Origin of the sequence: Buttiauxella cochleicola (assembly GCF_021282405.1) — a bacterium.
In the GTDB taxonomy this organism is placed as follows: Bacteria; Pseudomonadota; Gammaproteobacteria; order Enterobacterales; family Enterobacteriaceae; genus Buttiauxella; species Buttiauxella massiliensis.
Genome location: NZ_JAJSOU010000006.1, coordinates 112,969 through 127,876, shown reverse-complemented (window position 1 = coordinate 127,876; position 14,908 = coordinate 112,969). Strand labels below are relative to the sequence as shown.

Here is a 14,908-nt window from a genome sequence, read left to right as displayed (position 1 = left end):
TATACCCGTAATCTTTTGGGTATATACCCATTAGCATTCGAGTTACAGATAGGCGGCCAGGGAGCTTATCCCAATGAGCTTACTAAGGTAAGTAGTTTGGGTAAGTGAGCGCAGCCAACACCCCTGCAGCATGAAGGATGATGGATATATAACGTCATTAAGAAAAAATGACGCTGTGCCACTTAGACACAGCACCCAATATTAAAACCCTAAACTATCCAACAAATCATCAACCTGATCCTGGCTTGCAACCACACCCGCTGCGGTCGTGTTCATTTGCGGGCCGTTGAGCAGGCTGTCGGCTGGGCGTTTCGCACGCGCATCCAGTTCTGGCATGTTCTCCATTAACACCATTAACAACTGGCGTTCAATTTCCTGGATAACATCCATCATGCGCTTGATGACCTGACCGGTTAAATCCTGGAAGTCTTGCGCCATCATGATTTCCAGAAGCTGAGCATTGGTAAAGCTGGTGTGACTCGGGACGCCAGACAAGTAACTGCGCGTATCGGTAACCAGTTCACGGGCATCACCCAGCTCGATTGGATTTTCAAACCAGGCATCCCAGCGGCCATTGAGTGCTTTGGCGTCGGATTCAAGTTTGTTCTGATGAGGCTGAGCCAGCTCCACACAGTTCAGCGCGCGCTCTGCGGCCTGCGCGGTCATCTGCACCACGTAGTCCAGGCGGTCACGAGCATCGGGAATCGCTTCTGCCGCTTCGGCAATCGCCTGGTCAAGGCCCAGCTCGCGTAGGCTGTCGCGCAGCATTCGGGTCAGGCTGCCTATCCGAACGATAATATCGCCGGTTGAATGTAACTCTGACGCGGGATTGGTAGATGAGTGCATGAGCCTCTCCTTACATGCCGAGCTTTTCGAAGATTTTGTTTAACTTCTCTTCAAGTGTCGCGGCGGTAAACGGTTTTACCACATAGCCACTCGCCCCCGCCTGTGCTGCGGCAATGATGTTCTCTTTCTTCGCCTCAGCGGTCACCATCAATACCGGCAGAGCCGACATTGCACCGTTGCCACGAATGGTTTTCAGCAACTCCAGACCGTCCATGTTCGGCATGTTCCAGTCAGAGATAACAAAACCAAAGCCGCCACCGTTGAGTTTATTGAGCGCATCGACACCATCTTCTGCTTCTTCGACGTTGTTGAAACCCAGCTCTTTTAGCAGGTTACGGACAATGCGACGCATGGTAGAGAAATCATCCACCACCAAAAATTTGAGTTCTTTATCTGCCATTTATAGAGTTCCTTCGGTTAAATACGTATTGCCTGTCCGGCACTAATCTTTGCCAACATCTGTTGACTGATTACACTTAAATCGACCACTTCGCTGACACCACCACTGTTGATGGCCTCACGCGGCATGCCGAACACCACACAACTTGCTTCGTTTTGGGCGATAGTCCATGCCCCGGCTTTATGCATTGCCAACATCCCTGCGGCGCCGTCATTCCCCATTCCCGTCAAAATGACGCCCACGGCGTTTCGCCCAGCGAATTTCGCGACAGAATGGAACAGCACATCCACGGCCGGACGATGCCGGTTCACGGGTGGGCCATCATGAATTTTGATTTGGTAGTTCGCCCCGCTACGGGCAAGCTCCATATGTTTATCGCCCGGTGCGATGTAGGCGTGCCCCGGTAGCACACGCTCGCCATCCTCTGCCTCTTTCACCGCTATCTGGCATAACTTGTTAAGCCGGTCAGCAAACGAGCGAGTAAAACCTGGCGGCATATGCTGCGTAATTAGTACCGCTGGGCTTGATAGCGGCAGCGGTTGCAGGACATGGCGAATCGCCTCGGTACCACCGGTTGATGCACCAATAGCTATCAATTTTTCTGAACTGAGTAATGGCCCCGCTTTCAACGCAGCAGGCGCTGCAACGGGCGCTCGCGCCGCCAGTTTTGCCTTCGCGGCAGTACGCACTTTCTCCGCAATAGTTTCGCTGTAAGCCAGCATCCCTTCACGAATGCCTAACTGCGGCTTGGTGACAAAATCAATCGCGCCCAACTCCAGCGCCCGTAATGTCACTTCCGAACCTTTCCCGGTGAGCGATGAAACCATCACCACCGGCATCGGGCGCAGGCGCATTAATTTCTCAAGGAAATCCAGACCATCCATGCGCGGCATTTCTACATCCAGCGTCAGCACGTCAGGGTTGAATTTCTTAATCAAATCACGAGCTACAAGCGGGTCTGGTGCGGTTGCCACCATTTCCATGTCATCGTGGCTATTGACAATTTCTGTCATGATCTGGCGCATCAGGGCGGAGTCATCGACGCACAGCACGGTTATTTTTGTCATGATCTTTCCTTACTCAGTCCGTATACGGTCTGCCCACGCAGTAAAAACTCGCGGCTGAGGTTACTGAAGTTTTCCGAATGCCCGGCAAACAGCAATCCGCCCGGTTTTAGCAGCGGTACAAAACGCTGCAAAATTTGCTGCTGTGTCGCTTTATCAAAATAAATCATCACATTGCGACAAAAAATGGCGTCAAACGGTCCAGGAATTGGCGCTTGCTTGTCCAAAAGATTGATTGGCGCAAACTCCATGTGGCTGGCCAGATCGCTACGCACCCGTACCAGCCCATCGTGTGGCCCGGTGCCACGCATGAAGTAGCGCTGCATCTGGAGCGGAGCCAGTGTTTTCAGTTCATCCTGGCGATAAATGGCACTCTGGGCTTTCTCCAGCACCTGGGTGTCGATATCACTGGCGAAGACTTTCCAGCGCCCAGGCGCCATACCCAGCACATCCGCGAGCGTTATAGCGATGGAATACGGCTCTTCACCGGTTGAGGCCGCCGCACTCCAGACTTTGTACTCCCCACTACGTTTACGCGCATGTTCTGCGAGAATCGGAAAGTGGTGACCTTCGCGGAAAAAAGCCGTCAGGTTAGTGGTCAAGGAGTTAATGAACGCCTGCCATTCGGCATTACTGCCGTTAGCCTCCAGCATGCTCAGGTAGTGCCCAAAATCCTCCAGCCCCAGGGTACGTAAACGTCGCACCAGGCGGTTGTAAACCATGTCTCGCTTGTGATCGGCCAGCACAATTCCTGCACGCTGGTAAATCAACTGGCATATCCGGCGAAAGTGCGTGTCCGACAGCGGTAGACGCTGTGTCATCTGTAACATTAATGACGATTGTCCAGTGGACAGTGGTGATGTCATAGCGTCTTCTCAATTACTTTCAGGAGGTGGCGAGCACCCCGTTGGTGACTAAATCTCTGGTGACGTCTTCATTGCCGACAGTTTCCAGATTAAACACCGATACCACACCGCTAAGGTGTTCGGCCTGGTTTGCCAGAGCATCGGTTGCTGCTGCCGCTTCTTCTACCAGCGCGGCGTTTTGCTGTGTCACTTGATCCATCTGGCTTACCGCGAGTGCTACCTGCTCGATACCACGGCGCTGTTCGTCGGATGCCGAAGCAATTTCGCCCATGATGTCGTTAACCTGCGTAACCGAACGCACGATTTCCGCCATCGTCGTGGCTGCCGTATCAACCAGTTGTGAACCGTGCTGCACGCGGTCGACCGATTCTTCAATAAGCACTTTGATCTCTTTGGCAGCCTGCGCACTGCGTTGTGCCAGGTTGCGTACTTCACCGGCCACCACGGCAAACCCACGCCCTTGCTCACCGGCACGCGCAGCTTCAACGGCGGCGTTCAGAGCAAGGATGTTGGTCTGGAAGGCGATACCATCAATCACGCTGGTGATGTCGCCAATTTTCTTCGAGCTGCCCGCAATGTCGTGCATGGTGCGGGCAACGTTTGCAGCCTGTTTTCCGCCCTGTTGAGCGGTGTCTGCCGCAGTCCGGGAAAGCTGTGCAGCCTGACGTGCGTTATCGGCGTTCTGGCCCACTGTTGCGGTCAGTTGCTCCATGCTGGCGGCAGTTTCAGCAAGTGATGCGGCCTGTTGTTCAGTTCGGGAAGAGAGATCGTTGTTGCCCGCGGCAATTTCAGCGATCCCGGTGTGCATCGCTCCACTGCCCTGACGCACTTGCTGCACGGTCTCTTTCAGCGCTTGCTGCATGTTTTTCAGGCTACGGAAAATCTCGGAGATTTCGTTACGCCCATACACGCTTATCGGGCGTGCTAAATCACCCGCGGCAATGTGTTCAAAGTGGCTACGCACAATATCCAGCGGTTGCACCAGCATTCTGCTCGACCAGATAATTGAACCAATCAGCATCAGGATGGCGATCACCGTCACGCTGGCGAAAATAATCGCCGAGATCTGGTAGTTCATTTTGCTGTCAGCACTCGATGCCGCCACGGTGTCATTGATGCTCTGCTGCCAGGCGTTAAAGTAAGCGTCAAAAATATCCTGTGATTTCTGAATCGGCGCACCCAGGAAGTCAGAAAGCTGATTGCTTTCAAGCCAGGTCGCCTGATGCTGTAAATCATCGCGATAAGCGGCGTAACTCTGCTTTGTCGATACCACCATATCCTCACCTTCTTTATTTAAAGGTGGGATTTCCAGAAACTGGTTAAACAGCATGTCAGCCTGTTTCAGGCTGCCACGGGCATTTGCCATCAAGCGCTTAATGTCTTCCGGCGGGTAACTGAGCGCCGTCAGCGTACCGGCACGGCTCAAGGCAGTGCTGGCCTGTAACAAAGCCGCGCGGCTTTGCGTTAAGGTGTCACGTTGCTGGTTTCCGACTTCAACCATTTTAAGATTCTGAAAATCATCCCTGAATGCCCAAAAAGACAATCCATTACTACCAATCTGCAACACGCCGCAGACGATCAAGATTAACAACAGAGTGGTCGAAATTCGGATACGGTTGAACATCACAGCCCCTCAGCCGGCACGTCTGCCGGCCATTAATGTTTCTTAGAAAGTTTCCCAGTTATCGTCGTGCCCGCTTGTTGTCGGCTTACTCGTTTTGATAACCGGAGCTGACGATACCGTGGCGCTAACGGACGGTGTAACAGTCGGTTCAGTCGTTAAACGGAAGGCCGCAACCAGTTGACTTAGCATGCTGGCTTGCTCTTCAAGTGCGGCAGCCGCAGAGGCTGATTCCTCAACCAAAGAGGCGTTCTGCTGAGTGACGCGGTCCATTTCTGAAACCGCCAGCGCAACCTGGTCGATACCACGGCTTTGCTCATCAGAGGCGGAGGCAATTTCGCCCATGATATCGGTCACACGCGTAACGGCATTCACGATGTCACTCATGGTTTCTCCGGCGCTTTCAACCAGCACAGAGCCGGTATCCACGCGGGAAACAGAATCTTCGATCAGCCCTTTAATCTCTTTCGCCGCCTGGGCGCTACGCTGTGCAAGGTTGCGCACTTCGCCCGCAACGACGGCAAAACCACGCCCCTGTTCACCGGCGCGCGCCGCTTCTACTGCGGCGTTCAGCGCCAGAATGTTGGTCTGGAAAGCGATGCCGTCAATCACGCCGGTAATATCAGCAATTTTCTTCGATGAACCGGCGATGTCGTGCATGGTCTTCACTACACCATCCACAACTTTGCCGCCGCGCTGAGCGGTTTCGGAGGCGCTTAATGCTAATTGAGATGCCTGACGGGCGTTTTCCGCGTTCTGTTTCACGGTCGCGGTGAGCTGTTCCATGCTAGCGGCGGTTTCTTCAAGCGATGCCGCCTGCTGTTCAGTGCGGGAAGAGAGGTCGTTATTTCCGGCGGCAATTTCCGTCGCACCGCTGTAGATGGCATCAGAACCATCACGCACGCTGCCGACGGTTATGATCAGTTCTTGCTGCATATGGCGCACGCTGGAGGTCAGCTCGCTCATTTCGTTGCGCCCGGTAGAAACAATATTTTCCGTCAGATTGCCGTTGGCGATTTCACGAATATGCCCAATCACCACTGCCAGCGGTTGCAGCAGGATGCGTCGCATACCGAACCACACCAGCACAATCACCGCGAACAGCGCGAGTGCAAGCCCCGCAATCTGCCACTTGGCAAAGTTATAGTCGTGAGTGCTGGCAATATACGATTGCTCGTACATGCGGTCGTTGAGCGCAATGTAGTCGGCGTATTCTTTCTCGAGGGCGTTTTGCAGGCTTTGGGTGGACTGCGCAAAATAGGCGTCCATGTTGCCGGTTTCCAGATACCCAACCAACTCGCTCAGCGCCTGGTTGTAGTTGCGGTAATCGTCATCAATGCCCTGCACCAGCGCTTCAAGTTCTGGCGTAATCGCGGGGATTTGTTTGAAGGCGGCGTAATGTTTTTGCGCTTCAACGAGAGATTTTTTGGCGTTATTCAGCAGGTCCGTTTTTGCTGCACTTTGCCCATTGCTGGCATCCATCATCATCCGCGCCGCAGAACGGCTCAGGTTGATGCGTGTTTGCAGCATCAATTCCCAGGTGTTGGCCAGTTCTGACTGCTGAACGCGTAACTCCCTGGAAACTTTAAAGCTGTCGTTATTATGTTTGAGTGAGTTAAAAAACATTCCGCCAGAGATGAGCTGGAGCAGCGCGAACACCACCAGCACCATCATTAGCATGGTGACAACGCGAATACGGTTCAACATATAACACCCTTTTAATGATTTCTTATGGGTGTTATCGGCATGGGGTATTGAAACTTTACGTGAAACTTTGGGGTGGGTTTGTCGGGAGCGTTGCGCTTGCACGACCTACAAGAGCTTTGGTTGAGATGTCACAGAAGATGGGCGGAATAATTAATATTACTTTCGCGATTGCTATCAGATCGTTACATAAAAGACGCCATATTAACAATTGCGACAAAAAGTAAAAAATAGTTGAATCCTGCCGCGCTTTGGTTCAATTTATGGGCCGAATATATATTGGCCAATCATAAAAATTACATATGGCTCAATAAGTTAATTAATTGTTACTAATCGACGGGGTTATTACGTAATTGTCTAGTTCAAACAAACTTACGCTATTCATTCTTCTATTCATGTTTGCCGGGATCCTTTCCGGTGCTGCAATCCATGAATATGCCGCTGCTGACAACATCAAAAGCTATGCCGAAAACATCACGCTGTTTACCGACATCTTTTTACGCCTGATCAAAATGGTTATTGCTCCATTGGTCTTCAGCACCCTGACCGTGGGCATTATGAAGATGGGCGAGACGTCCACCATTGGCCGCGTGGGTGGTAAAGCAATGGTGTGGTTTGTTTCATCTTCTGTGCTTTCTATTCTGGTCGGTTTATTCATTGTTACCCTCCAGCAGCCGGGCGCTGGCATGAACCTTCAAGTGCCTGCGGGAGATGTGCAAACCGGCCTTGCTGTAAGCGGCATGAACCTGAAAGCGTTTATCTCGCACACCATTCCAACCAGCATTGCAGGTGCAATGTCGAACAACGAAATCCTGCAAATCGTCGTGTTCTCTCTGTTCTTCGGTATTGCTGGTGCGTCGCTGGGCGAGAAATTTAACACCCCGCTAGTCGCGGCTCTGGATGTGGTTTCTCACATCATGCTCAAAGTCACAGGCTATGTGATGTATGTGGCACCACTGGCTATCTTCGCGGCAATTTCTTCTGTAATTGCGACGGAAGGCCTGGGGATTTTGCTTAACTACGCATCCTTCATTGGTGGTTACTACCTCGCAATTATCCTGACGTGCATGGTGCTTGTGGGCGTTGGCTATATGGTTCTCAAGCGTGATGTTTTCCGCCTGATTGCCATGCTGAAAGACCCGGTTCTGGTCGCGTTTACTACCAGCAGCTCCGAAGCGGCTTATCCGAAAACCCTGGACCAGCTAACACGCTTTGGTTGTTCTCGTAACATTGCATCATTTGTTCTACCGATTGGTTATTCGTTCAACCTGGTCGGTTCAATGGTGTATTGCTCTTTCGCTTCTATGTTTATTGCGCAGGCTTACAACATTCACCTCACTTTCTCTGAGATTGTGGTGCTGATGCTGACATTAATGCTGGCGTCAAAAGGGATTGCAGGTGTACCGCGTTCTGCGCTGGTTGTACTGGCAGCCACCATCCCAAGCTTCAATATTCCGGTAGCAGGTATTTTACTGCTGATGGGTGTCGACCACTTCCTGGATATGGGCCGTTCTGCCATCAACGTATTGGGTAATGGCGTTGCAACAGCAATGCTGTCGAAAAATGAAGGTGAGCTGGAAGAACAAACGGAAGCAGGTGAGCGCGTAGAAGCGTAATTTTCCTGTATTTGCTGTATCTGTAAATCGAGTAGTGGCGGATGGCGTTTGCGCCAATCCGCCCTATAAAGAAGTAGCTATTAAGCCACGCGCGCCGCGCTATCGACCAACGCCATCTCTTCGCTGTTAAGCAGCTTCTCAATATTCACCAGAATCAGCATGCGGTCGCCTAGTGCACCGAGGCCCGTCAGATACTCAGTTGAAAGCGTCACAGCAAACTCTGGTGCCGGGCGAATTTGCTCAGCGGTCAGAGATAACACGTCAGATACACCATCTACCACAATACCCACCACGCGCTGACCAAAGTTCAGCACAATGACCACGGTGTTTTCGTTATATTCCACGCCATCCTGGTCAAACTTAATACGCAAGTCGAGGATCGGCACAATCACACCACGCAGGTTAGTGACTCCCTTGATAAATGCCGGAGTATTGGCAATACGCGTTACTTGATCGTAACCGCGAATTTCCTGCACTTTTAAAATATCGATACCGTACTCTTCATCACCAAGAGTAAAGACCAGGAACTCTTGCCCTACCGTTTCCCCGGTCAGTTTTGTCACATTGGTTAATCCACTCATTTTTTTATCCTTACTCAAAACCCGGAGAATCAGGCGGCGGTGCCGGCCATACGTTGTTCACGGTTCAAACCTTGCAGCGCAGAGACATCAACAATTAGCGCCACACTGCCATCACCGAGGATGGTTGCTGCGGAAATACCCGGCACTTTGCGATAGTTGCTTTCGAGGTTTTTCACGACCACCTGATGTTGACCTATCAGCTGATCCACCAGTAGCGCGTAACGCCGACCAGCGCTTTGCAAAATCACCACAATGCCTTGCGTCGCTTCAGTTTTCGCACCGGCAACATCAAATACTTTCCACAATTCAACCAGCGGCAGGTATTCGCCACGTACTTCAAGTACGCGCTCACCACCGGCAAGAGGATGCAGATCATCTTCTTTCGGCTGTAGCGACTCCATCACTGCGTTGAGCGGCAGGATAAACACTTCGTCGCATACTTTTACCGACATCCCATCAAGAATGGCGAGGGTCAGCGGCAGCATAATGCGGATGGTGGTGCCAACATTGGCCTGCGATTTAATTTCAACATGGCCACCCATTTCCTGGATGTTACGCTTCACCACGTCCATACCTACACCGCGCCCGGAAACGTCCGTAACCTGCTCGGCGGTAGAGAATCCAGGAGCAAAAATCAGCATGCCGACTTCGTCGTCCGACATGTTTTCATGCACTGGCATCCCCTGCGATAACGCTTTAGCAAGAATGCGCTCACGGTTCAGGCCCGCACCATCATCAGAAACTTCAATGCAGATGTTCCCACCCTGGTGCTCGGCAGAAAGAATTAAGTTACCAACTGCTGATTTCCCCGCGACCAGGCGTTTTTCTGGAGTTTCGATGCCGTGATCGAGGCTATTACGCACCAGGTGAGTCAGTGGGTCGATAATGCGTTCAATCAGACTTTTATCCAGTTCGGTGGAGCTACCTTGCAGAGTCAGTTCAACCTGTTTATCCAGCTTACTCGCCAGATCGCGTACCAGACGCGGGAAGCGACTGAATACATACTCCATTGGCATCATACGGATGGACATCACCGACTCTTGCAAGTCACGAGCGTTACGTTGTAACTGACCCATACTGGTGATCAGTTCGCCGTGTTCAACCGGGTCTAATTCATTGGATCGCTGTGCCAGCATCGACTGGGTAATCACCAGTTCGCCAACCAGGTTGATTAACTGATCAACCTTCTCAACCGCTACGCGAATACTGCTTGATTCGCTGACACGCGCAGGTTTGCTCTCTCTTTCCGTACGTGGCGCGACAGAAGCTACAGGTGCGGCAACCACCGGCTGAGGTGCGTTAACCGCAAGTGCCACCGGCACTTCTTCTGGCTCAACAGTAGCGGCTGGCGCACTTGCCGTTAACGGAAGAAATTCGATTTGTTCAGGCTCGATGACAAAGCAGAGCACCGCACTAATATCATCAGCGCTGACTGTCGTCTCAATAGTTGCAGTGACAGAGTTTTCACCCTTTTCCACTTCACTTAAGGTACCGAGGTTACCCAGCTCTTCGAGCAGTAAATCCAGTTCAGTGGATTTAAGCCCGGTAATCGCAATGCGCAAATTGCCATCGTTTGTTGGCAGCGCATCGACTGACTCTTTTTCTACGACGGTCAATTTTGCAGGCGGCGCAGGCATTTCGCCTTTGGCTTCCAGAGCCAGTTGGCGCAGCGCTTTGCAGATATAATCGAAACTCTCAGCATCTGGGACCTGTGAGTTTTTATAAGCGTCCAACTGTTCCTGCATAATATCTTTGGTTTCCAAAAACAGGTTGATGATATCGGTGTTGAGGTGCATCTCACCGCGCCGGGCATCGTCGAGCAGGTTTTCCATTAAATGCGTGGTTTCCTGCAAAACGGTGAAACCGAAAGTCCCGGCGCCACCTTTTATCGAGTGTGCTGCGCGAAATATGGCATTCAGCAGTTCTGAATCTGGCGCTTCAGGAAGCAGATTCAGCAGGTGCTGTTCCATATCGGCCAGTAGCTCGTCGGCCTCGTCAAAAAATGTCTGGTAAAAATCGCTGATATCCATACTCACGCTATCACCTCGTACCGGGTTGTGGCGGTAATGTGTTCTGTGCCGGTTCCGCGGCAGCAGGTTGTTGGAGAATGCTTATTGGCTGGTTATCGCTTTCTGCGTTTTCATGCACGATGGCATCCTCAGCTTGTTTGTTGAGCACCAGCAAACTAATGCGCCGGTTAATAGCGTCACCTGGACCACGATTAGTCAGGCGCATGGTTGATGACATCCCCACTACACGCAGGACTTTGCCGTCGATTAAACCGCCTGCCATTAATTCACGCCGCGAAGCGTTGGCCCGGTCAGCGGAAAGTTCCCAGTTGCTATAACCGTGCTCGCCCATGGCATAAGGCAAGTCATCAGTGTGGCCGGATAAACTAATTTTATTTGGAAAATCATTCAGTAACGGCGCAATGCTGCGCAGAATATCGCGCATGTAAGGCTCAACTTCTGCACTGCCGTTTTTAAACATCGGGCGGTTCTGACTGTCGATTATTTGTATCCGCAGTCCCTCCTGAACCAGATCAATTTGCAGATGTGGGCGCAGCGCACGCAGCTTAGGGTCAGCTTCAATCAGTTGATCCAGTTTGTCTCCCAGCCGCTTGAGGCGGTTGGCTTCCATCCGTTTTCTGAGATCTTCGATATTCGGCTGTCTTTTCACTTCGCCTTGTTGCTGTGTCACATCATCGCCACCACCAGGAATCGGACTTTGGCTGTCGGCGATGCGTTGCCCACCGGTAATGGCAGCAGATAGTGGCGTACGGAAATAGTCGGCAATTTGCGCCAGTTCTTTAGGGCTGGAGATGGAAATCAGCCACATCACCAGAAAAAAAGCCATCATCGCGGTCATGAAGTCAGCGTAGGCAATTTTCCACGAACCGTGCGCGCCGCCGCCGTGGCCTTTATGCTTACGGCGTTTTACGACAATAATCGGGCGCGCGTTGTGCTTCATACTTCTTCTTCCGTGGCACGCGATTGCGCGTTCGGAGAGCGAACTGCACGAACATGTTCTTCCAGCTCAACAAAGGATGGGCGCTCGCTGGAGTAAAGGGTTTTACGGCCAAATTCGACAGCAATCGGCGGCGCATAACCATTCAGGCTTGAGAGCAATGTGACTTTTACGCACTGCATCATTTTGGTCGTTTCAGCGCTTTTTTGGCGTAAAACGGTCGCCAGCGGTGAAATAAATCCGTAGGCCAACAAAATACCGAGGAAGGTGCCGACCATTGCGTGGGCAATTAAAGAACCGAGTTCTGCTGCGGGTCTGTCGGCTGATGCCAGCGCATGAACCACGCCCATAACTGCGGCAACAATACCGAAAGCCGGGAGTGAATCCCCCATGATGGCAAGGCTATTTGCCGGTATTTCAGCCTCACTTTCATGGGTTTCAATTTCCTCATCCATCAGCGCTTCAATTTCAAATGAGTTCATATTCCCGCTAATAATCAGGCGCAGGTAATCAATAATGAATTCCAGCATCAGAGTGTCGGCAAGAATACGCGGGTAACTGGCGAAGATTTCACTTTCTTTTGGATTTTCGATATCACGTTCGAGCGAAAACATCCCCTGTTGGCGCGACTTCGCCATCAGGCGATAAAGCAGCGCCATGAGATCCATATACATGCTTTTGGTGTATTTCGAGCGGCGAAACAGTAATGGCAACGCTTTTACCGTCGCCTTTATTGCCTTACCGTTATTACCGACGATAAAGGCCCCGATCCCCGCTCCGCCAATGATGACAAATTCAGCTGGCTGATAGAGTGCGCCAAGATGACCGCCGGTCATCATATAGCCGCCGAATACTGTCGCAATTACGACCAGATAACCTATTACAATCAGCACGAGTACATCCTTCTGCTGTTAAATGTGACGAGGAATCACAAATCAGAGGGGCAAACAGTCGGATGCGGGGCAAAAAAAAGCAGCGATAATGGCTTATCGCTGCTGGAGTGTTTACCACACCGAACTGTTAAACGGCCTGTTTGACCTGTTCATCCAGCAGTTGTGGAATAATATCGGCAGTATTCGTAGAAAGTTTACGTCTTTTTACCGCTCTCGACGGCGGCTGGCATAAACTGCAAGCAAAGCTACCTGCGGGCTGATGTGCGTGAGTAATAAAGTTACCGCCGCAGCAGTTGCAACAGTTCAATTCAAGCATGTTACTTTCAACAAAACGCACCAGTGTCCAGGCGCGAGTCAGCGCCAACAGCGGCCCGCTTTCTTGTGCCGGGCATTGCTCCAGATACAAGCGGTATGCCTTAATGACTGCATCGACACCAGTACATAATCCGGTGCGCAGCAAGAACTGCCAGGCGTTGCAAAACATAGAAGCATGAATATTCTGCTCCCACGTCATAAACCAGTCGGTAGAAAAAGGCAGCATTCCTTTCGGTGGTGGGCTACCACGGAGCTCTTTATATAGTTTGATCAGTCGGCCACGGCTTAATTGCGTTTCGCTCTCCAGCATCTGCAATCTTGCGCCGAGCGTGATTAACTCCATCGCCAGTTGTATATCACGGGCTTCCTGAACAATACTTTTTTCGCTCATTTTGTTACGCCCTTTTTTTGCGAGGTGCCTCGTCTATTGCGGAGACCTCATTTAATAAGCGGGTAGATAACAAAATGCCAGTATGAATTTGCTGTAAATCATCCACACGAGAGTCTTGTGTCAGGCGGGTAATGGTTTGGTTATCGTTAAAGCGGAATTGGCAAATCAGCTGGTTAGTTTCCGCCAATTTCACCATTTGCGGCAATGTTAATTCACTCAGGGAATTGGCCATATCCTCGGTCACTCCCAAACGAAACATTGCTGAGGCTTTGTCGCTACTAATAAGGCGCTGCGCAAGCAACAAATACGATAAATTAATATCGTAGATATGTTTCAACAACTCGGATGTATGCATTTTGTTCATCCTGAAAAACTTACTTTTATACATGCGGTATTACCGCACCCCGTGAGTCGCCGAGAAATCCCGGTTAAAATTAAAACAACCAAAAAAGACAAATTCATTTGACTGATAACACGCACTGAATCCACCGACACGAAAATGCAGTGGAGACTTCCTTGTGGGTACGTTCTTATCCGAGCTTAAATTTCTGACATTAAATTAAGATTTTTCCTAATTCCGGGCAAACTCTACTCGTAGCCCTTTAGACATACAATGCGGATGCCTGCGAATTTTGAATTATATGTGACACAGATCACATATATTTACTTTATGACTCACCTTAAAACATCAGCAAGACTTTTCATTTGCTCATTAAACAATCAAACTCGAAATAACCGTTACGTTAATCTGGTAAAACCGTTTCGTTTGCCTAACAATCTGATGACTTACCATCAATAACGTGTCTTAAGACCTGGTTAGCTATGTGATTTATATCGCATTTTTTACCAAGCAATTTAATACGCTGTGATAACGCTTGTTTTTAGCACATTACGCCTTGAAGTTTTCTATTTCGTGTAAGAATGGCGATAAATTCTTACACCAGGATGACAACCGCAGTATCAATATAAATTAATACTAAAGTTTGATGGAAAAATGAGCTATCCAGGCACCCAGGCTGCTTCACAAGTTGTTTACATTAGAGTTATTAATCATTTTCCATGAGCAGACTCACATTTTCCATGGGTACTATTCTTGCGTAAGAATGTGAGTTGTAGTAAGGAAAATGTAAGTGATTTGTTATCAACGAGCGGGAGATTGTTATGAGTTACCAACATATATTGGTTGCTGTCGCCATCAGTCCAGAAAGCCAAATCCTGGTTGAAAAGGCGGTTTCAATCGCCCGGCCGGTGAATGGGAAAATTTCGCTGATTACACTCGCATCCGACCCCGAACTTTATAATCAATTTGCCGCACCAATGATGGAAAACCTGCGTGAATTAATGCTTGAAGAGACTCAGCTTTTTATTGATGAGCTGGTTAAAAAGGCAAATTACCCTATTACAGAAACGGTTATTGCTACCGGCGAATTAAGTGAGCACATTCTGGCAATATGTAATAAGGGATCTGTGGATTTAGTGATTTGTGGTAACCACAATCAATCCTTTTTTAGCAAGATAATTTGTTCCGCGAAAGCAGTGGTAGCATCCAGCCAGGTTGATGTTTTGCTCGTTCCGCTGAGATAAGCAGTATTTAAGTTAAATTTGGCTTATATCATCAGAAGTAAGAGGGGTATTGATCTTAAA

The 14,908-nt window shown here is 50.2% G+C and carries 14 protein-coding genes; 2 read left to right on the top strand and 12 right to left on the bottom strand.

All coding sequences use genetic code 11. The features are described 5' to 3' along the window. Positions 1 to 201 precede the first annotated feature (201 nt). The 6 genes from cheZ to tar are packed head-to-tail and all read right to left on the bottom strand — an operon-like array spanning position 202 to position 6,504. The gene (cheZ, locus tag LVQ79_RS09975) at positions 202 to 846 is read right to left on the bottom strand and encodes a protein phosphatase CheZ (RefSeq protein ID WP_232864797.1); all 645 of its coding nucleotides are present in this window, start codon (positions 844 to 846) and stop codon (positions 202 to 204) included. 10 nt (positions 847 to 856) lie between these two features. Then, positions 857 to 1,246 (bottom strand): chemotaxis response regulator CheY, encoded by a 390-nt coding sequence (cheY, locus tag LVQ79_RS09970; RefSeq protein WP_034455094.1) that lies wholly within the window; start codon positions 1,244 to 1,246, stop codon positions 857 to 859. A gap of 17 nt (positions 1,247 to 1,263) precedes the next feature. Further along, positions 1,264 to 2,313 carry a protein-glutamate methylesterase/protein-glutamine glutaminase gene (locus tag LVQ79_RS09965; RefSeq protein ID WP_151994688.1) on the bottom strand — a complete coding sequence of 350 codons (1,050 nt, stop codon included), beginning with the start codon at positions 2,311 to 2,313 and terminating at the stop codon, positions 1,264 to 1,266. Then, entirely contained in the window at positions 2,310 to 3,176 is an 867-nt protein-coding gene (cheR, locus tag LVQ79_RS09960) for a protein-glutamate O-methyltransferase CheR (protein WP_134186766.1), read from the bottom strand. Before cheR ends, LVQ79_RS09965 begins: the two co-directional genes overlap by 4 nt. 19 nt (positions 3,177 to 3,195) lie before the next feature. Further along, positions 3,196 to 4,800 carry a methyl-accepting chemotaxis protein gene (locus LVQ79_RS09955; RefSeq protein WP_232864796.1) on the bottom strand — a complete coding sequence of 535 codons (1,605 nt, stop codon included), beginning with the start codon at positions 4,798 to 4,800 and terminating at the stop codon, positions 3,196 to 3,198. A 42-nt stretch (positions 4,801 to 4,842) separates the two neighbouring features. Next, a complete protein-coding gene (gene tar, locus LVQ79_RS09950) occupies positions 4,843 to 6,504 on the bottom strand; it encodes a methyl-accepting chemotaxis protein II (protein WP_232864795.1) in 1,662 nt (553 codons plus the stop codon). A 350-nt stretch (positions 6,505 to 6,854) separates the two neighbouring features. Between tar and LVQ79_RS09945 the strand changes: the two genes are divergently transcribed. After that, positions 6,855 to 8,117 (top strand): dicarboxylate/amino acid:cation symporter, encoded by a 1,263-nt coding sequence (locus tag LVQ79_RS09945; protein ID WP_232864794.1) that lies wholly within the window; start codon positions 6,855 to 6,857, stop codon positions 8,115 to 8,117. Positions 8,118 to 8,197: 80 nt separating this feature from the next. Here the strand turns inward: LVQ79_RS09945 and cheW are convergent, their stop codons facing one another. From cheW to flhD, 6 genes are all read right to left on the bottom strand, one after another. Further along, entirely contained in the window at positions 8,198 to 8,698 is a 501-nt protein-coding gene (gene cheW / locus LVQ79_RS09940; protein ID WP_232864793.1) for a chemotaxis protein CheW, read from the bottom strand. Between the two features lie 29 nt (positions 8,699 to 8,727). Then, positions 8,728 to 10,728 carry a chemotaxis protein CheA gene (cheA, locus tag LVQ79_RS09935; protein ID WP_232864970.1) on the bottom strand — a complete coding sequence of 667 codons (2,001 nt, stop codon included), beginning with the start codon at positions 10,726 to 10,728 and terminating at the stop codon, positions 8,728 to 8,730. A 10-nt stretch (positions 10,729 to 10,738) separates the two neighbouring features. Continuing rightward, a complete protein-coding gene (motB, locus tag LVQ79_RS09930) occupies positions 10,739 to 11,668 on the bottom strand; it encodes a flagellar motor protein MotB (RefSeq protein WP_034455086.1) in 930 nt (309 codons plus the stop codon). After that, complete coding sequence (gene motA, locus LVQ79_RS09925) at positions 11,665 to 12,558, bottom strand: flagellar motor stator protein MotA (RefSeq protein ID WP_151994693.1); 894 nt, start codon at positions 12,556 to 12,558, stop codon at positions 11,665 to 11,667. The genes motB and motA overlap by 4 nt, the downstream gene beginning before the upstream one ends. Positions 12,559 to 12,685: 127 nt before the next feature. Next, positions 12,686 to 13,264 carry a flagellar transcriptional regulator FlhC gene (gene flhC / locus LVQ79_RS09920; protein ID WP_151994694.1) on the bottom strand — a complete coding sequence of 193 codons (579 nt, stop codon included), beginning with the start codon at positions 13,262 to 13,264 and terminating at the stop codon, positions 12,686 to 12,688. Positions 13,265 to 13,268: 4 nt separating this feature from the next. Continuing rightward, the gene (flhD, locus tag LVQ79_RS09915) at positions 13,269 to 13,619 is read right to left on the bottom strand and encodes a flagellar transcriptional regulator FlhD (RefSeq protein ID WP_034455083.1); all 351 of its coding nucleotides are present in this window, start codon (positions 13,617 to 13,619) and stop codon (positions 13,269 to 13,271) included. A gap of 806 nt (positions 13,620 to 14,425) precedes the next feature. Here flhD and uspC point away from each other — a divergent pair. Next, entirely contained in the window at positions 14,426 to 14,848 is a 423-nt protein-coding gene (uspC, locus tag LVQ79_RS09910; RefSeq protein ID WP_134186751.1) for a universal stress protein UspC, read from the top strand. The last annotated feature ends 60 nt before the right edge of the window (positions 14,849 to 14,908 follow it).